16 protein-coding genes and 1 pseudogene are annotated in these 17711 nt (G+C 70.6%); 5 read left to right on the forward strand and 12 right to left on the reverse strand.

Annotation, left to right across the window (positions count from 1 at the left end; genetic code table 11):
• Window positions 1–34: 34 nt before the first annotated feature.
• From GL259_RS32155 to GL259_RS39050, 5 genes are all read right to left on the reverse strand, one after another.
• Window positions 35–412, reverse strand: a complete 378-nt coding sequence (locus GL259_RS32155; protein ID WP_159536780.1) for a hypothetical protein — start codon at window positions 410–412, stop codon at window positions 35–37.
• The gene (locus tag GL259_RS32160; RefSeq protein ID WP_243762440.1) at window positions 409–2856 is read right to left on the reverse strand and encodes an ATP-binding protein; all 2448 of its coding nucleotides are present in this window, start codon (window positions 2854–2856) and stop codon (window positions 409–411) included. The genes GL259_RS32155 and GL259_RS32160 overlap by 4 nt, the downstream gene beginning before the upstream one ends.
• Before the next feature lie 230 nt (window positions 2857–3086).
• Window positions 3087–4331 (reverse strand): PE-PGRS family protein, encoded by a 1245-nt coding sequence (locus tag GL259_RS32165; RefSeq protein ID WP_159536782.1) that lies wholly within the window; start codon window positions 4329–4331, stop codon window positions 3087–3089.
• Window positions 4324–6228 carry an AAA family ATPase gene (locus GL259_RS32170; RefSeq protein ID WP_243762441.1) on the reverse strand — a complete coding sequence of 635 codons (1905 nt, stop codon included), beginning with the start codon at window positions 6226–6228 and terminating at the stop codon, window positions 4324–4326. The genes GL259_RS32165 and GL259_RS32170 overlap by 8 nt, the downstream gene beginning before the upstream one ends.
• Window positions 6228–6434 (reverse strand): hypothetical protein, encoded by a 207-nt coding sequence (locus GL259_RS39050; protein ID WP_243762442.1) that lies wholly within the window; start codon window positions 6432–6434, stop codon window positions 6228–6230. Before GL259_RS39050 ends, GL259_RS32170 begins: the two co-directional genes overlap by 1 nt.
• A 162-nt stretch (window positions 6435–6596) precedes the next feature.
• Here GL259_RS39050 and GL259_RS32175 point away from each other — a divergent pair, with 162 nt between their 5' ends.
• Together GL259_RS32175 and GL259_RS32180 are read left to right on the forward strand one after the other, a co-directional pair.
• On the forward strand, window positions 6597–6995 hold the full coding sequence (locus tag GL259_RS32175; RefSeq protein WP_159536783.1) for a hypothetical protein: 399 nt from the start codon (window positions 6597–6599) through the stop codon (window positions 6993–6995).
• Between the two features lie 54 nt (window positions 6996–7049).
• Window positions 7050–7912, forward strand: a pseudogene (locus GL259_RS32180) (IS5 family transposase).
• A gap of 39 nt (window positions 7913–7951) precedes the next feature.
• Here the strand turns inward: GL259_RS32180 and GL259_RS32185 are convergent.
• The 3 genes from GL259_RS32185 to GL259_RS32195 are packed head-to-tail and all read right to left on the reverse strand — an operon-like array spanning window position 7952 to window position 10529.
• The gene (locus GL259_RS32185) at window positions 7952–8680 is read right to left on the reverse strand and encodes an amino acid ABC transporter ATP-binding protein (protein ID WP_159539159.1); all 729 of its coding nucleotides are present in this window, start codon (window positions 8678–8680) and stop codon (window positions 7952–7954) included.
• 23 nt (window positions 8681–8703) lie between these two features.
• A complete protein-coding gene (locus GL259_RS32190) occupies window positions 8704–9648 on the reverse strand; it encodes an amino acid ABC transporter permease (protein WP_159536784.1) in 945 nt (314 codons plus the stop codon).
• Complete coding sequence (locus GL259_RS32195) at window positions 9645–10529, reverse strand: ABC transporter substrate-binding protein (protein ID WP_159536785.1); 885 nt, start codon at window positions 10527–10529, stop codon at window positions 9645–9647. The genes GL259_RS32190 and GL259_RS32195 overlap by 4 nt, the downstream gene beginning before the upstream one ends.
• 491 nt (window positions 10530–11020) lie before the next feature.
• Between GL259_RS32195 and GL259_RS32200 the strand changes: the two genes are divergently transcribed.
• Window positions 11021–11365 carry a hypothetical protein gene (locus GL259_RS32200; protein ID WP_159536786.1) on the forward strand — a complete coding sequence of 115 codons (345 nt, stop codon included), beginning with the start codon at window positions 11021–11023 and terminating at the stop codon, window positions 11363–11365.
• 141 nt (window positions 11366–11506) lie between these two features.
• Here the strand turns inward: GL259_RS32200 and GL259_RS32205 are convergent, their stop codons facing one another.
• The 4 genes from GL259_RS32205 to GL259_RS32215 form a co-directional block, all read right to left on the reverse strand.
• Window positions 11507–12247 (reverse strand): class I SAM-dependent methyltransferase, encoded by a 741-nt coding sequence (locus GL259_RS32205; RefSeq protein WP_159536787.1) that lies wholly within the window; start codon window positions 12245–12247, stop codon window positions 11507–11509.
• 419 nt (window positions 12248–12666) lie between these two features.
• Window positions 12667–12918 (reverse strand): hypothetical protein, encoded by a 252-nt coding sequence (locus GL259_RS39055; protein ID WP_243762443.1) that lies wholly within the window; start codon window positions 12916–12918, stop codon window positions 12667–12669.
• A 33-nt stretch (window positions 12919–12951) separates the two neighbouring features.
• Window positions 12952–13107, reverse strand: coding sequence for a hypothetical protein (locus GL259_RS39060; protein WP_243762444.1), 156 nt, complete (start codon window positions 13105–13107; stop codon window positions 12952–12954).
• A gap of 517 nt (window positions 13108–13624) precedes the next feature.
• Window positions 13625–13813 carry a hypothetical protein gene (locus GL259_RS32215; RefSeq protein ID WP_159536788.1) on the reverse strand — a complete coding sequence of 63 codons (189 nt, stop codon included), beginning with the start codon at window positions 13811–13813 and terminating at the stop codon, window positions 13625–13627.
• Window positions 13814–14634: 821 nt separating this feature from the next.
• On the opposite strand from GL259_RS32215, the gene GL259_RS32220 reads away from it, so the two are divergent.
• Together GL259_RS32220 and GL259_RS32225 are read left to right on the forward strand one after the other, a co-directional pair.
• Window positions 14635–16560 carry a DUF262 domain-containing protein gene (locus GL259_RS32220; RefSeq protein ID WP_159536789.1) on the forward strand — a complete coding sequence of 642 codons (1926 nt, stop codon included), beginning with the start codon at window positions 14635–14637 and terminating at the stop codon, window positions 16558–16560.
• Window positions 16561–16760: 200 nt separating this feature from the next.
• A complete protein-coding gene (locus GL259_RS32225) occupies window positions 16761–17705 on the forward strand; it encodes a serine/threonine-protein kinase (protein ID WP_159536790.1) in 945 nt (314 codons plus the stop codon).
• Window positions 17706–17711 lie beyond the last annotated feature (6 nt).

Here is a 17711-nt window from a genome sequence, read left to right on the forward strand (position 1 = left end):
GTCCGGAGATGTGCGGGGTGTACGGCGCGACCGCTCAGTCCTCCGCGGCGCCGAGCGCCGTCAGCAGGTCGGCGACCTCCCGCAGACGGGTGCGGATCTGCGCCGGGGCCGGAGTCAGTTCGCAGGGGCGGTAGTGGCAGGCCGCACTGAGGGCGGACCAGGTGGTGTGGCAGCGGCGGGCCGTCTCGTGGCCCGCGTACCAGCCCAGGCACAGCAGGCGGTGCTTGCCGACCCGTGTCATCGACGGGGTGATCCGCCGCCAGTACGCGTCCAGTGCTTCGTCGAGTGCCATCCAGAGCAACACGGCGGCGGCGCGGGCGCGCAGACCGGGTGCCAGGGTGTGTACGGTGCCTGGTCCGGGCAGCAGGAGGCGGTGGGCAGCGGTCACGAGGGCCTGCGGGGACACGTTCACCGGACACCCCCGACGCTGCCGGATTCGCCGCTGCGCCGGATGGCGGCCGCCAGCGCCTCGGTCCGGCGTACCAGTCCCTTGCGGTCCTCCACCGTCGGAAGGGACTCGTGCGCACCGGAGTTGAAGGCTTCGACCAGGGCCCAACCACCCGCACAGATCCGTTCGACGGCCTCGCGGGCGTGCTGCCGCTCGTCCCCGAGCAGCGCGAGGGACACGTACGTCTTGGTGCGGTCCAGGGAGGCGACGCGCTCCTCGACGTCCCGCAGACCGAGTTCCCGCTCGTCACGCAGTCGGCGCCGCGCGGTCTCCAGACAGGCCGCCTCCACCGCCACCCGGCACATGGCGGGCAGCACGTGATCGGCCACGTCACGCGGAAGGTTCGGGTCCAGGGAGATGTCCCGCGCCTCCTTGAGCGCCTGCTCCACAGGGTCGGTCAGAACCTCCAGGCCCACCACCGAGTCGGGCTGACGGGTGACCCGCAGCACGGTCGCCTTGATGCCGAGGTGGACGACGGCCTGCTGGAGCCGGGTGTCGTGGGTGAAGACGATCACCTGCCGGTCACGGGCGCAGGCGTCGAGAACCCGCGCCAGCCCTTCGACCTTCTCCGGGTCCATCGACTGCACGGGGTCGTCGATGACGAGGAACCCGAACGGGCTGGCCGCGTGTGTGGCACGCGGGAGGAAGAGTGACAGGGCCAGCGAGTGCAGCTCGCCCTGACTCATCACGCTGTAGGCGGGGGCGTCCATGTCGTCCACACAGACGCCCAGTTCGACCTTGCCGCGACCGGGGGTGCCGGCGAGGGTGACGGAACCGAGCGTGACGCTGCTGTGCTCGCACAGCTTCTGCCACACCTCTTGCGACCGCTGCGCGAAGGGGCGCAGTCGCTCGTCGCGCAGCTCGTCGATGATCGGCCGCAGCCAGCTGCGGGCCTTCCGTGCGTGCTTGCGCCGCTCCCGCGCCCCTTCCGCGGACTCCGCCGCGCCCAACCACTCGGCGAGCCGCGTGGCCACCGGCTGCCAGGCACCGTCGTGCTCGGTGAGGTGCCGGGAGGCCTCCTCCCGTACCTGTCGGCAGGTATCGTCCAGGGCGGCCGCGGCACGCTCGACGCGGTCCGCCAGCTCGCGGGGGTGTGCGACGTCCCGGCACTGCGCCCACTCCTGCCACACCGCGGCGAGAGGGGACGTCTCACCGCGCAGCCACACCGGGACCGGCTGTACGAGGTCGTGGACGGCCCGTACCGCCACTGCCACGTCGTGCCGGGTGGCCTGCGCGTCGGCGGCCTCGGCCCGGAGCCGTTCCACTTCGGTCCGAGCCTGCTCCGCCCACACCCGGTCGAGCCGGTTCCCCGCGCCGCAGACCGGGCAGTCCGTGCTTCCGGAGCGCCGCTGGTGCTCGATGGCCGCTTCCAGCAGCCGGGCCAGACGTCGAGCCTCCTCGGCACTGCTGAACCGGGCCTCCTCGGCCTCCTCGGCGGCCTTCCGCAACCGGGCCACGGCTCCGCCGACCTCGGTGAGATCCGGACCGGCCAGGCTCGCCCGCTGCCGGAGCCGGGCCAGTTCGGCCTCGGCGGCCGGGGTACGGCTGCCCAGCAGGGCCCGCACCCGGCCGAGGTCGGGCCGGGTGCCCGACAGGGCCTGCACGGCTTCGCCGGCCCTGGGGTCGTCGAGTGCGGCCAACGTGTCACGGAGCTGCGAGGTGAGCGCGTCCGCCCGCTTGATCGTCTGCTCGCACTCGCTCACCGCGTCCTTGACCCGGCCGTCGAACTCGGCGAGCAGTTCGAGCCCGAGGAGCTTGAAGAAGGCGTCGTGCAGCCCGCCGAGCGTACCGTTGATCATCGATCCGAGTTCGCTGTACGGCAGGAAGGGCCGGGCGAGCTCCAACGCCTCGGAATCGACGACCTCGTCCAGGCTCCGTTCCGAGCTGTCCGCCGCTTCGACCTCGGTCCGGGCCTCGTCGACCTTGGCCCCGAACCAGGTCCGCCGTACGGTGACGGCCTCGCCGCGCTCGCCGACGGCCAGTTCGACTCCGACCTCGGGCGTGACGTCGGGGCTGTGCAGGTTGCGCCAGCCCTTCTGCCAGTCACCGGCCCGCCGTCCCTCCCAGCGGGAATTGCGCCCGGTGAGCGCGGTCTCGGCAGCCTCGGCGAAGCTCGACTTGCCCGAGCCGTTGGGTCCCGCGACGACGACCAGGCCGGGGCCGGGCGGCAGTTCGAGGGTGGTCCGTGGACCGATGCCCCGCCAGCCGGCCGCGGTGATGGACCGCAGCTGCACCGGACTCGCTCGCCCTTCACCGCTCCGGACCCGCTCGTCCGGCAGCAGTTCACGCAGCAGGGACCGTGCCTCTGGAGTGAGGTTCGAACCGTCGAGTCGGTCGAGGAGAAGCCCACGCACGGAGGTCGAGGGGTCGGCGGGCGAGTCGGCGGAGGCCTGCGACGGGTCGGTCACAACTGTCCCTTCCACGGTGGTGCGAGATGAGGTGTGCCTGAGAACGGCGGGCACCTTGTTTGCGTAATGAGGATTACTTTTACTTGTGAGCATCGTCAACACATTAGGAAGGATCGATTGATTCGAAAATGTGTACGCGTGGAGAGGTGTTCGATGTGCTGACCGGTTACGCACGTTGAAAGGAGGACGACGGAGAACCGCCGAGATGCGCCTGTCGGTCGGCGGTCGGCTCAGAGGAGCGTGTCCCCGATCCACGCGACCGCCTGCTCGGGATGCGCGTCGGTGTCGATGCCGATGACGTGGAGCATGGCGAGCGTGCCCTGCGGGCCGTTGACTTCCAGCAGGCGGTGGGCGCGGACACCGGGCTGCGGATGCACGATGACGGCTCTCGCCGTGGTGCAAGAGCTGTAGCCGACACCGTAGGTGAACAGTTGGTGGACATCCTCGGCGCTGACGCCGTGGCGGTCGTAGCGCTTGTACTTGGCGTCCACGGGCAGCGGCGAGCGGGTGGAGCCGTTCCGGCCCGGGAGTTCGAACAGGACGTCGGGCCGGAAGGCGGAGGCGTTGCCCAGATCCCCGCGGACGGTGATTCCGGTACCGCCGTTTCCGGGAAGGATCCGGCCGCCGTGCCGGGCGGCGACCTCGGCCATGAGGCGCCGGACGACGGCTTCCCAGAGGGCGGGCATGCGCAGGAGCAGTCCGTCGGCCGCCGTGCCCCGGTCGGTGAGGAGATCGCTCACGCCACCGCCGCGCAGGACGAGGCGGGCCCAGATGTGGGCGGCGCGGTAGCGCGCGTTGAGTCTGGTGTAGTGGATGCGGTCCAGAGCGTCGAGCGCAGCAGTGGGGGAGGCGGCCGCGGGAAAGGCCGCGGCGGCATCGTGCAGGTTGCGGGCGAGCTCAGGATGGGTCACCAGCCGCAGCGCGGTTCGCAGCGCGGTTCCCAGGACGAGGTTGTCCCAGATGTCGGTCTCCCGGTCGAACGTGCGCACGTGCAACCGGTCCAGCTGCCCGTAACGGCGCAGGGCCTGGGCTGCCACGTCGAGACGCCCCCGAAGTACCGGTTCGAGGGTCTCACGGCGGATGTAGTCGCGTCGCAGGCCGTCGTGCACGAGGTGCTCGCACTGCTCCAGCAGCGCGGCCGCGACGAGCTCCGCGTAGCCGTCCGGCTCGGTGGTCCAGCGCCGGGTGGGGGACCGCAGCGGGCGGGGCGCGTGCAGGGCGTAGCCGAGCCAGCTCATCAGCCGCTCACCCGGAACGGCGAACTTCGGCTCGATGACCAGCCGCAGGCGGTCGAGCACCAGGACTCCGACGGTCGACTCGGCCCTGAGCCGCCAACCGGAGTGATCCGCGATCAGGGTCACGCAGCCGTGGGCCTGCAGGGCGTGCAACCGGTCCACGTCCCGTGGAGTGAGCCGGTCCTTGGCCAGCGGGACGCTCTGGTACTCGGCGAGCCGGATGACCGGGCGGTCAGACATCGGTGCCGGAGCCGCCGCCGGTGAACTCGGTCGTCAGCGCGTCGGCGAGGTCCTGCGGGGACATCTGCAGGGGGCGTCCGGTGTCGGCGTCGACCAGATCGCCCAGGACGCGCCGCAGCAGATCGGTCCGACCGAGACAGTAGTCCTCCAGGAGGGGGACGACCTCGTGGTGGAAGGCGGCCGCCAGGTCGTCCTCCGTGGCGATCGGCTCGTCGTCGCGCAACAGGTAGGCGTGCCCGATCTGGTGGTCGGCGTCGAGGTGGCGGGCGATCCGGGTGTTGAGGGCCTCGAAGAAGGCCGCCAGGTCGAGAGGGCCGATCGTTCCCGAAACGGCGTCCGGATCGGGGTCGACCGGCAGGAAGGCGAAGCGGCGACGGACCGCCGCGTCGAGGTGGCTGACGCTGCGGTCGGCGGTGTTCATCGTGCCGATGATCCTGACGTTGGACGGCACGTGGAAGCTGCGTCCGCTGACGGGCAGGGTGACCGGCAGACCTCGTTTGTCGAGCTCGAGGAGGGTGATCAGCTCGCCGAGGACGCGGGGCAGGTCGCCGCGGTTGATCTCGTCGATGACCAGCAGGAACGGCTGGTCGGGGCAGTCGACGGCCCGGCGGCACAGGTCATGGAACAGGCCGTCCTTGAGAGCGAGGGTGAGCCCGGGGCCGGTGGCGTCCAGGTCCGGTTTGAAGCCCTCGACGAAGTCCTCGTAGCCGTACGACGGATGGAAGGTGACGAAGCGGACACTGCCGCCGCGCAGCATCTCGGCCTGGGCCTCGGCGCGCTCGCGCGGCTCGGTACCGAGGGCGTCAGTGCGGCCGGTCAGGGCGAGGGCCGCGCCGAGCGCGAGCCGTGTCTTGCCCGTTCCGGGCGGCCCGTGCAGGATCACTTGCCCCTTGCGCTCCAACGCGTCCAGGACGGCCTGCACGTCGTCGGGCAAGGCGGTCGCGGTATCACCCCGTCGTTCCTCGCCCGGGCCGGCGAGCGCGTCGGCCCGGGGCGCGGTGAACTTGGCGAACAGAGCAGGGTCGACCTTGGCGAAGGTGGACCGCCAGCCGTGATGGGGCCTGTCCAGCCTCCGCGCGTGAGAGGTGTCCCACTCCACCGGCACGACATGCTGGAACTCGGCGCGATCGGGGACGAACCGGTAGCTGTCGGTGACCGTGCCCGTGGCGAGGACCTCGTTTGTTCCCCGGTTCGCGACGATCCGGTCGCCCGCCTCCAGGTCCCGGAAGGCCAGCAGCCGCCGGGCGAGCGTCAGACTGCCGCCGTTCCTCCCGGGCCAGTGCCGGTCGAGCGCTGCCCTGAGCTCGGTGTCGTTCTGGTACTGGCCCAGGTCTCCCAACGCGTCCCAGCCCACGCAGATGAACCGGCCCTCACGGCACTCGTCCCAGCGGCTTCCCCGCTCGCCGGGGGCGATCTTCCAGATGGTGCGTCGTTTGGACCGGGGGTCGTGGTGCCGGTAGAGGAAGCGCATCACCTGCTGTCCGCTCCAGCCGTCGAACTCCGGCCGTGAGTGGATCAGTTCGAGCAGTCGGCGGTTGCTGCGCCAGGCGGGGGAGTCCGCCTCGGCCGTGCCGCCCAGCAGGAGGAGGAAGTGTCGCAGGTGCTCGGCCGAGTAGACGGGCAGGAAGTGACCGGGGAAGTAGACGGCCAGGGACTTCGTCACGAGGGCCGGGCCGAAGCGCAGCAGGTCGAGTCCGTCCAGCGCGTCGAAGTCCTGGCGGTCCACCGCCTCGAAGGCCTGGAGGAACTGCGTTCGCAGGCGTGCCCACGCCTCCTGCGGTTCCCTGCCCCGCAGGGGAGCCGCCATCCGCCATTCGCCGGAGTTGTGGCGGTACATGATGTGCTTGGCGGCGCTGCCGCCCCTGATGCTCCCGAGGCACGGTGTTGCGAACTCCATCAGGCGGCAGTACCCCGTTCCCGGTGCTTGTGCAGCGGGCACGTCCACTCCGAGGGCGTAGCGTTCCAGGGGAGTGCCGGCCAGTCCTCCAGAGGGAACTGGGCGAGAACCTGCTCGCGCTCCGCGTCGGCCCGCGCCTCGTCCTCGGTCACCGTGCCCCGGTCGAAGGCGGCGACCGCCGCCCACACATCCATCCCACCGTGCATGGTGGCCATCATGCCGGACACGAAGTGCGAGTTGTCGGGAACCGGAGGCTGCGGATACCGGAGTGACTTGGCACCATATGGCGTGGCGATCGCTGTGTGAGCGGTGCATGACGTGCATGTGTGGTCCGGTGACGGGTTGCGTGTGCCGACCGAGGGGGAACCGTGGTGGACTGGATCTACATCCTCAACCCGAACAAGGACACACTGGACGGGGAACCGTCCGACAAGGAGACGATGCATCGGCTGGCGGAGGAGGATCCCGGTCTCGAACTCTGGCTCGGTCGCCGCAACCGCATGAAACAGGGTGACCGTCTCTGGTTCTTCTTCACCCACCCGGAGTCGGCGGTCGCCGCGGTGGCCGAGGTCGACGAGGAGCCCTGGGAGAACCTGGACGACCCCGGTGTCCCGTACCTGGTCGGCGCGACTCTGCTCCCCGAGGCGACGAAGGCGCTGTACCGGGATCCCGTGGGCCGCGACGAACTGGGGCTCGGGCAGGTGCGGTCGGTGCAGACGGTGAAGCCGGAGGCGCTTGTGGTGCTGCTGGCGCGGGCGGGGCTCTGACCGGACCGGCGACGATCCGGGGGTCCAGCACCTAGGCAGTTTCGTTTGGATCAGTTGGTCGTTGGTCCGGGTGTGCCGTTGACTGATGCGCAGTGGGCGCGGATCGAGCCGTTGCTCCCGGACCGGACGCCGAAGCGGGGTGGACGCTGGCGGGACCGTCGTGAGGTGATCGACGCGATCGCCTGCAAGTTCCAGACCGGCACGCAGTGGGTTCACCTGCCGGAGAAGTACGGCAACTGGCGAGGGGTCTACAACCGGCTGCGGATGTGGGCTGTCGACGGCACCTGGGAGCGGGTGTTCACCGCCCTGGTGGCCCAGGCCGACGCGGACGAGGACCTCAACTGGGCCGTCTCCGTCGACTCCACGATCGTGCGAGCCCACCAGCACGCTGCCGGGGCCCGCAAAAAGGGGTCCCGGCCGGCGAGCCGGCCGACCATGCCATCGGCCGGTCCCGTGGCGGACTGACCACGAAGATCCACCTCGCGGCCGACGACCGCTGCCGGCCGCTGACGTTCGTCCTCACCGCAGGCCAGGCCGGTGACGCACCCGCATTCACCGACGTCATGGCCCGCCTGCGCGTTCCCCGTCGGCGAGGACGGCCCCGCACCAGGCCGGACGTGGTCCTGGCCGACAAGGCGTACTCCTCCCGCGCGATCCGCGAGCACTTGCGCAGGCGCGACATCCGGGCAGTAATCCCCGTCCCCGCCGACCAGCGCAGACACCGGCTACGTCGGGGCAGCCGCGGCGGCAGGCCACCGGCCTTCGACCGCGAGACCTACAAGCAGCGCAACACCGTGGAGCGGTGCATCAACCGCCTCAAGCAGTGGCGCGGCATCGCCACCCGCTACGAAAAGACCGCCATCGTCTACCTCGCCGGACTCCACATCGCCGGAATCTTCCTCTGGTCCGCCCGGTGATCCAAACGAAACTGCCTAGCTCAGGCCCGCCTCGGCCCCTCACAGGCGGCCCGCCTCCACGATCCGCCGCAGGAAGCGCCGTGTGCGGTCCTGCCGCGGGTCGCCGAAGACCTGCTCGGCGGTGCCGCGCTCCAGCACCACGCCCCCGTCCAGGAAGCAGACCTGGTCGGCGACCTCGCGGGCGAAGCCCATCTCGTGCGTGGCCAGCACCATGGTCATGCCGTCGCCCTTGAGGCCGCGCACGACGTCCAGCACCTCGCCGACCAGCTCCGGGTCGAGGGCCGCGGTGATCTCGTCGAGCAGCAGCAGCCGGGGCCGCACCGCGAGGGCGCGCGCGATCGCCACCCGCTGCTGCTGGCCGCCGCTGAGCCGGTCCGGGTACTCGCCCGCCCTCGCGCCCAGCCCGAGCCGTTCCAGCAGTTCCCGGGCCCGCTGCTCGGCCCGGGCGCGGGGGACGCGGTGCACCCGGCGCGGGGCGAGGGTGATGTTCTCCAGCACCGTCATGTGCGGGAACAGGTTGTACGCCTGGAAGACCACGCCGATCCGGCGCCGCACCGCGTCCTGGTCGGCGCGCGGGTCGGTGATCTCCTCGCCGTCCAGCCGGATCACTCCGTCGTCGACGTCCTCCAGGAGTCCGGCGCACCGCAGCAGCGTCGACTTGCCGGAGCCGGAGGCGCCGATCAGCGCGGTCACCGTGTGCGGGGCGACCTCCAGGTCGACGTCCCGCAGGACGACCGAACCGCCGAAGGTCTTGCGGACGGACTCCATCCGCAGCACCGGCACGTCGTCGCTCACGTCGTTCCTCCTTGCGCCCGCCGGCGCTCCGTCCGGGCCGTCACCCAGTCCGTGAGGCGGGTCATCGGGATGGTCAGGACGACGAACACCAGCCCGGCCACGATGTACGGCGTGTAGTTGAGGCTGCGGCCCGCGACGATGTCCGCCGCGCGCACGGCGTCGACCGCGCCGCCGATCGACACCAGACCGGTGTCCTTCTGCAGGGACACCAGGTCGTTCAGCAGCGGCGGCACCTGGCGGCGCACCGCCTGCGGCAGCACCACGAACCGCAGCGCCTGGCGGTTGGTCAGGCCCAGGGAGCGGGCCGCGGCGCGCTGCGAGGGGTGCACCGACTCGATGCCGGCGCGGAACACCTCGGCGACGTACGCCGAGTACGTCAGCGTCAGCGCCGTGCCGCCGAGGAGCACCGGATCGACCGTGACGCCCTGGAGCCGCAGCGCCGGGACGCCCAGCACCACGATCATCAGGTTGATGATCAGCGGCAGCCCGCGGAAGAAGTCCGTGTACGCCGCGGCCAGCACCCGCAGCGGGAAGAACACCGGGCCGCGCAGGGTGCGGGCCACGGCGATGAGCATGCCGAGGACCAGCACGGCGGCGCCGCACACCAGCAGCAGCCGCAGGTTCAGCCAGAGGCCCTCCAGGACCTTGGGGAACGCCTCGCGCGCGTACTCCGGGTCGAAGAACGTCTCCCTGGTGCGCGGCCAGCCGGGCGCGCTGACGACGAGCAGGTAGAGGGCGGCCCCGGTGACCAGGGTCGACAGCGCGGCGACCGCCGTGGCGCGACGGGCCCGGGCCCGCCGGTACCGCTCGCGCTCCAGCCGGCGCGGCGACGGGACGTACGGGTCCGCCGTGCCGGGCGAGCCGGCCGCGCCGCCCCCGCCGTCCTCGTCCTTCCCGTCGTCCGCGCCGTCGCGGCCGGACCCGCCCTCGACGACGGTCACTTGAGCACCGGGACGTCGACCGCGTCGGCCAGCCACCGCTGCTCGAGCCTCGCCAGGGTGCCGTCCTCGCGGAGCGCGTCCACGGCGTCCGTCACGCAGGGGGTGAGCGCGCTGCCCTTGTCCAGCACCAGGCCGAACTGCTCCGGGGCGCCGCCCCGGTTCTCGAGCTGGCCGACGATCTCGGCGTCGGTCACCTCGGCGGAGGTGATGTAGAACGCGGTCGGCAGGTCGACCACGATCGCGTCGACCTGGCCGTTCCGCAGCGCGGACTTGGCCTGGTCGTTCTTGCCGTAGACGGCGGCGTCCCGGGTCGGCCGCACGACGTCCTCGATGGCGGCGAGGCTCGTCGTGCCCACCTGGGCGCCCAGCTTGAGGCCCTTGAGGTCCGCGACGCCGGTCGCCTTCGCGGCCTCGGAGTCCTTCAGCGCGACGACGGCCTGGCGCACGTCGTAGTAGCCGGACGAGAAGTCCACGGCCTTCCTGCGCTCGTCGCTGACGGAGACCTGGTTGATGTCGAAGTCGAAGGTCTTCTCACCCGGGGCGAAGGCCTTGTTGAACGGCACGCTCTGCCAGACCACGGCGTCCTCGCCGTACCCGAGCCTCTCCGCCACGGCGTACGCGACGGCCGACTCGAAGCCCTCGCCGCTGGACGGGTCGTCGTCCTTGAACCAGGGTTCGTAGGCGGGCTGGTCGGTGGCGATCGTCAGCTCGCCGGAGGTCTTCGTGGGGAGTTCGCCCTCGGCGCACGAGGAGCTGGTCGGACCGGAGGACCCGGCGGGCGCGTCGGCCTCGGGCTGCGGGGCGCAGCCGACCGCGGCCGCGAGGAGGGCGACGGTGGCGCCGGCGAGGACGCGGCGCGGAACACGAGGTGCGAGAGGCATGGCGGGAGAGTGTCAGCGGTTTCCCCGGTTTGTCGAGGGCGCCCCCTGAAGCCCTGAACGAACGTCCGCCGTCGACCCGGGAAGCCGGTGCCGCGACGACCGGTCGCGTCCGGGCCGACTTCCGTCGTCCGGGTGGTGCACCGGCTCGCCGGGCCGGACGGGGTTTCCGGTGCGACGGCGTTGCCGGAGCGTCGCCCGACGAAGGCGCGGTTGACCGGGGCCGGTGCCCGCACCGCCTGCCGGCCGGAGGTCGTGGTGCGGTTCCCTTTACCCCGCGGGCTCCGGACAGGCAACCCTTTTCGGGACACATCGAAAAGATTGCCCGACGCGACGCGGTCCAGCAGGATCGATTGCGATCGACCACCCGCCGCGGCGGTGCAAGCGACAGCGGTCGTGCCGGTTGAGCACCGGCAGGAACGCGTGAGTTCTCTGCTGCGGGTCTGCACGCCCAGGCGCGCGCCATGTCGCGTGGAACGAAAGGATTCCCTTTTATGAGAGTGCGTTCGACCATCCTGTCCGGAGCCGCCGCCCTCACGTTCACGGGGCTCGGGGGAATCGTGCCCGCGCAGGCCGGTGAGTCCGGCGCGAGCAGCATCACCACGTTCTACGAGCACTCCGGTCACAGGGGTGCCGGCCTGGAGCGGTCGGGGTCGGGCGGGACGTGCTACAACCTGCCCCCGGAGTGGCAGAAACGCGTCTCCTCGATATTCGGTTCCGCCACTGTCCGCCTGTACACGGCTGGTAACTGCTACGGCACCTCGAGGGAGTACGTGGGGGGCGTCCAGTACGTGGGAGACGACATGAACGACCGGGCGGTCTCCTTCCGCATCTGGTGACGCACGGAGGCACGCCTCTGCGTCCCTCGCCTCTCGTCGTCGGTGTGGTGATCTCACTCGGCACGCCGACGACGAGGGGCTTCGCCGGTTCCGTGCCCTTCCGCACGAGCACGGCTCACATCGGCAGCCCGGGGGCGGCCCTCAGGCCGGCTTGCGCCACACGGAGATGTGCTTCGCGGAGTCCTGGGTGAACGGCGCCCCGTCCCAGTCCGCGACGCGACGTTCCAGCTCGAGCCCGGCGATCCGGGCCATCAGGTCGAGCTCTGCCGGCCAGGCGTACCGGTGCCGGGAGTTGCCGCGACGGTAGCGGCCGTCGTCGCCGTCGCGGGTGAAGTGGTGCGAGACGAGGATCTGCTCCACCAGGTCGAAGGTGTCGAAGCCGAGATGCCGCTCGGAGACGTCGAACGGCACCGCGACCTGGCCGGGCGGCAGGAACCGCAGCGGCGGCACGCCCAGCTCGATGACGAATCGGCCGCCGGGCTCCAGATGGCGTGCGGCGTTGCGGAAGCACTCGACCTGCTCGTCCTGCGTGAGCAGGTTCGTGATGGTGTTGTAGACGAGATAGACCAGGGTGAACTCGCCGGGGACCACGGTGGTGGCCATGTCCCCGATGGCCACCGGAAGCGTGCTCTCGTCGACCTTGCGCCGCAGGACCGCTGCCATGTGCTCGGACAGTTCGATGCCCACCACCGGAACGCCGCGTTCCCGGAGCGGGACGCCCACCCGTCCGGTTCCGATGGCGAACTCCAGTGCCCGGCCGTCTCCGGCGAGCTCGGCGAGGAAGTCGAGAGTCGGCCCGAGAACGGCAGCCGAGGACATCTCGGTCTCCTCGGCGTCGTAGCGGTCAGCGGTCGCGCGGGTCCACAGTTCACTGCTCGTCACGGGCGGCCACTCTGCCGAGTACCGAGGGGCGCTGTCGACGTATTTATCTTCCACCGGTTCCGGTGACGCAGTTCGGGGCACGCCGGTACGGGCCTCTCAGGGCACCGTCCGGCCCGGGGCGCAGGGCCGCGGCGGTGGTGCGGCCGTTCTTCTCGGCGCACCGCGCACCGCCACAGCCCGTCGTCGGCTTCCCACGGCTCCGGCCGAGCCGCACCGCACCCCCGGATCAGCGGTTCCGGAGTGCCCCAACCACCTCGAAAATCATTTCGTTGGGAGTTCCGGGGGTGCAGGCAAGTCCGGCAGGCAGCAGGAGGCGCCTGTGTGAAACGCCCCCTGAGGGAGCCGGTCGAGAACGCCGGCCCTGTGACAGTTCCCCGCGTCCCTGACGGAGCGCTGCCCCTTGCCGGCGTTTCCGCCTGTCAGCCGAAGAGGTCCAGGACGTCCAGCCGGGAGCCCACGTCGCCGGCGGGGCGGGGCCGCATCGGAACCGGATCCGGGTGGGTCTCCGCTGCGGCCCTCGCGCGGACGATGTCGGACCCGCCGCACGCCGCGACCGCGAAGGCGCCGAAGACCTCGGCGAACGCGGCCGGGTCGCGGAACTCCACGCCGAACGCTCGGCCGTCCCGCAGCGGCACCCGCACCACCCGGTCGTGCCGTGTCCATTCCAGCACCGGCTGGTCGTCTGCGGTCGACCGCCCTTCCAGTCACAGCCGCGCCACGTGCAGCAGGTCCACCTTCTCCATCGGGAACCGCTTCCGCCGCACCCGCGGTTCACGCGCCGTCAGCGCGACGCGTTGGTCCCTCTTCGGGTACCAGACGACACCGATCCCGACCGGCACCCACAGCAGGATCCCGAACATCGGCCAGGCCAGAGCGTCGCCCCACGAACGGATCAGCCCGCCATCCAGCAGAGACAGAGCCCCGAAGACCAGCCCCCTTCGCCGTCATCCGCCGGAATCCGCTGCCCTGCCGGTACAGGACCCGTCGCTTCCCCGTCGTCACCATGCCCGCGACGCTATCCGCAGCCCCGCAGCTCACCGTGGGCGCCCTTCGCCACCGCGGGAGCGCGTGGAGTCACCGACACCACCCGTCGATACGCCTCGCCTTGGTCCGCGGGCGTGCTGACGTCACCTGCCACGGCGGCACCCGATGGGCGGCACCCGGTGTCCGGGCCCCGAAGTTCCCCGGATACCAGGGCCGCATCCCTGTGCCCCGAGGCCGGACCCGCGCGGCATCCGCCATGTCCCTCTATCCGAGCTTCAGCATCGCTTCGGCGACCTCACCGAGCGCCGCATCGGGAAAACCCGCGAGGGTGATCTGCAGATCCATGGGTCCTTCCGGAGTGATCGGGAAAGTCCCGGTGCGAGCCGGGCGGGGTCAGACGCAGGAGCAGTCCGGACCTGTCTCCTGGTCGTAGCGGGCCTCCAGAATGGCGTCTCCGCTCGAGTCCCGGCCCTTGCCCGTGGCCTCCGTGTTGTCGGGGTCGTTGTGGAAGCCGTTGCAAACCGCCCGGTCGCTGTCCTTGCTGCGCTCCCTGAGGGGCCCGGTTCTTGGCCATCTCGTCACGGGTCGACCCCGGTAGCTCGCAGGGTGTTCGCTCTTGCGGTTGTGCTTCGTCTCGGGGGCGTCCGGATCCCCCGCGTAGCTGCCGTTCCCGGAGTCGCGGTACAGACCCAGCGGTAGGGGTTGGGGAGGTGGGCCGTGTCGTTGGGTGCGGGGCCGAGACCGAGCGGGCCGGAGGGGGCGTGTAGTGGCCGGTCCCGGGGGCGCAGTAGCGGTGGTGGTTGTGGTACCGACCAGTCTGCGCGTCGGCGTACTGGCCCGGGAAGCGCAGCGGGCAGTCCGCTTCGGCACCGGACCGGGCGGCCGACGTGGTCTCGGCGGGCAGCCTCAGCCTCCACAAGGTGGTGCGTCGCTGCCACACCAGTTCGCCGTTCTCGGCGACCAACTCGACCGGTGCGCTCGACAGGTCCGTGACGAGCGCGTGGAAGCGGGTCTCGGTTCCCGAACCGTCCGGCCGGCCGCCGATCTGCGTCAACGGCAGGGGGACCGGGAGTGTAATCCCAGGTTCCCCGGCTCCGGCGCATTGCCGGACCGTTGCGACGCAGTCGACGTCGACCGCCGACCGGAAGTCACAACACGCTGTAAGTGGAAGGTGCCTTTCAGAAGGAGTCTTTGTGTAACCGGGACCCGATGCGCATGGTTGTGCGCCGGTGAGGAACATGAGCCGGTGCGGATCGTCTCCTGAGCGTATGAGGAGTGCGCGCGCATCCGGAAGCCGGAGTCCGTCCTCGTGAGGACCGGACCGTATCTGGTCGATCAAGCCGTCGTTTGGTTCGGCGGTGGATATCGTGTGTGCAGCGGATCACCCGCAAGGTGGGGGCAGCATGGGGCTGGCAAACGAAAAGATCGTTTCTCAGATCGAGGACCTGTTGCAGGGCAGGGTTGTCATTCCCTCCATCCAGCGCGACTTCGTCTGGATGAGACCCGACGTACGCGATCTCTTCGATTCCCTCTACCGGGGCTACCCCGTCGGTGCCCTGCTGCTGTGGAAGACCAATCTGACCGTCCCCTTCAAGACGGCCGCCGTCGTCCAGGCCGACAAGTCGGCGCACCAGCCCCTCTACCTGTTGGACGGGCAGCAGCGCTTGACCTCCCTCGCCTGGGTGTACCGGCCGGAGTCGAAGGCCGACGGCCGGCTCATCGACCTGCGCTTCGACGTGCGCACCGAGCAGTTCGTCAACCCGAGCGCGATCCAGGGCAAGGACCCGCTCCTGTTCCGCGTCTCCACCTTGTTGCAGGAGAACGTGCAGTACCACGAGGTGCTCAACGCGGCGGGAGTCGAGTACTCCGACCCGCACTTCGGCGCGTGGATGCAGCGTCTGCAGAAGGTGCACGAGATCCGCAGGCAGGAGATCGCCGTCATCACCTACGAGTCCGACGACTACGAGGAGGTCGCCGAACTCTTCGCCCGGTTGAACAAGGGCGGCCGCAGGCTGTCCAAGGGCGACCTCGTCTACAGCGCCATCGCGGCCCGCTGGGCCGAGGGCCTGGACACCATGGACGCCTTCCACCAGGAACTGCAGGACAGCAACTTCGCCCTGAACAGGGAAGCTGTCCTGCGCCTCATGAGCCTCCTCGCGGGAACCGGCGCCCATCACATCAAGCTCATCGGGGCGAACGTGGACGAGGCCGCGCTGAAGGAGGCCTGGCATGCCACGGAAAGGGCCTTGCGCTTCGCCATCGACTTCCTGAAGGGAGAGTGCTCGATCACCCGGTCCGAGGTCCTCTCGTCGCCGAACGTCACCATCGTGCCCGCCCTGCTGCTGCACCACCGGGACGGCAAGCTGCGTCCGGGAGAGGCCCAGCTGCTGCGCCGCTGGGTGTACACGGCGATGGCGTTCAGCCACTATTCGCTGCAGGTCGAGGGCAAGCTCGATGCGGAGGCCAGGCTGATCAGAACGCGTGAGAGGGAGGGCCTGTTCGCCGAGCTCATCCGCCGGGCCTCCGGCACCCGGTCCCGGGACAGTGCCCTCCACCCGAGGGACCTGGAGCAGAAGTACTCCACGCATCCCTTCTTCAAGCTGCTCTACGTTGCCGCGCTGCGGGGCACGGCGCGGGACTGGGCGACCAACATCGCCATCAGCGACCAGCCGATGAACAGCGGTGCCAAGATCGAGTTCCACCACGTGTTCCCGCGCGCCCGGGTTCAGGGGACGTACGCGAAGGAGGAGTGGAACAGCCTCGCCAACCTGGCCTTCGTCACCGGCCAGACGAACAGGATGATCTCCTCCAGGCTGCCCGTCGAGTACATGGCGGGGATCGCGCCGGAGCGCCTGGCCGAACAGTGGATTCCCGACGATCCGGAGCTGCGGTCCCTGGACCGGTTCCCCGACTTCCTCGCCGCGCGCAGGGGTTTGCTGGCCAACGTCCTCAACGAGCTGTTGGGTCTTCCCCGCTACGACGCGCAGGCCGCCCACCGGGACACCGACGAGCTGCCCGCCGACGAGGAGCTGATCGTGGAGGATCCGGCCGCGCCTACGCTCGTCGGAGCGGAAGTCCAAAAACTTCGCACGGAGCAGGGCGTCGAAATCCACGCGATCTACGAAGGCCGACGTACCCCTGCCTACTACGACCCTTCGTCCCGCACCGTGACGATCCCCTCCGGTCCTGGCCGCGGCGAGTACGAGACTCCCAGCGGGGCGGCAGTAGCCGTGGTGCGGGCCCTCAATCCGCACGTCAACCCGAACCGCAACGGATGGACGTTCTGGACCGTCAGCGCCACGGGCCAACTCCTGCAGAGCATCCGGTAGCGGACGGCCCACCGCCTCGGTGTGGAATGCCCGACGCCGCCTCTGTGCGTCCCGTGTGGTTCCGCGGCCCGGGGGTGATCTCCCCGGCGTGTCCGGGAGGGAGGCTGGTTGACTTCTCCTGCGCGGGCCGTCGGCGCCGGACCTCCGGCCGGGTGGTCCCCGCACCGACAGGTCACTGGGGCTCACCGAGGGAAGAGAACGTGGAGCAGTTCGCCGCGGGCAAGGTCCTGCGCAACAGGTACCGGCTGGACCGGATCCTGGGCAGAGGGGCGATGGGGCACGTCTGGCAGGGGACGGACGTGTATCTGGAGCGTCCCGTCGCGGTCAAGACCATCGCCGCGGACCTCCTGGCCCTGCCCGAATGGCGTCCCACCGCCCTGGCACGCTTCGAGAGGGAGGCCAAGGCCGCCGCTCGCCTGGACCACGCCAACATCACCACCGTCTACGACGCGGCCGTCACCGAGGACGTCTGCTGCCTGGTGATGCAGCTCGTCGACGGGACGACCCTCGACAACGTGGTCGACGGCGCCGACGACGGGCGCCTGCCCCTGCCCGCCGCGGTCTCCGTGGCCGCGCAGCTGTGCTCGGGGCTGTCCGCCGCGCACGCGGCCGGCCTCGTGCACCGCGACCTCAAACCCCAGAACGTCATGGTCCGCACCAGCGGTCTGGTGAAGATCCTCGACTTCGGCCTCGTGAAGGTCCTCTCGAACACCGACCCCCAGCTCACCATGACGGGGGAGACGCTCGGCAACGTGTCCTACGCCTCACCCGAACTCCTGGCCGGTGACAAGCCGTTGGACGGCCGCAGCGACCTGTACGCGGTGGGGTGCCTGCTGTACCACATGCTCACCGGCCACCCTCCCTTCCCCGGCGAGGGCATCGCCGAGCTGGTGACCCGGCACCTCACCGCGCCCCCGCCGCGACTGGCCGACCACGGCGTCGACGCCCCGACCGCGCTCCAAGACCTGCTGCACGCGCTGCTGGCCAAACGTCCCGAGGACCGTCCCGGCGGTGCGGCGGAGGTGTACGCGGCCCTCGCCCCGCACCTGCCGGCCCCCGATCCGGCACTCGCGACCCGCAGGACGCCGCCGGAGGATCCCCGGCGGCCGTTCCTCGTGCCCCAGGGGCCGGTCGTGCCGCGCTAGCCGAAG

The organism is Streptomyces sp. Tu 3180 (assembly GCF_009852415.1).
Lineage (GTDB): Bacteria > Actinomycetota > Actinomycetes > Streptomycetales > Streptomycetaceae > Streptomyces.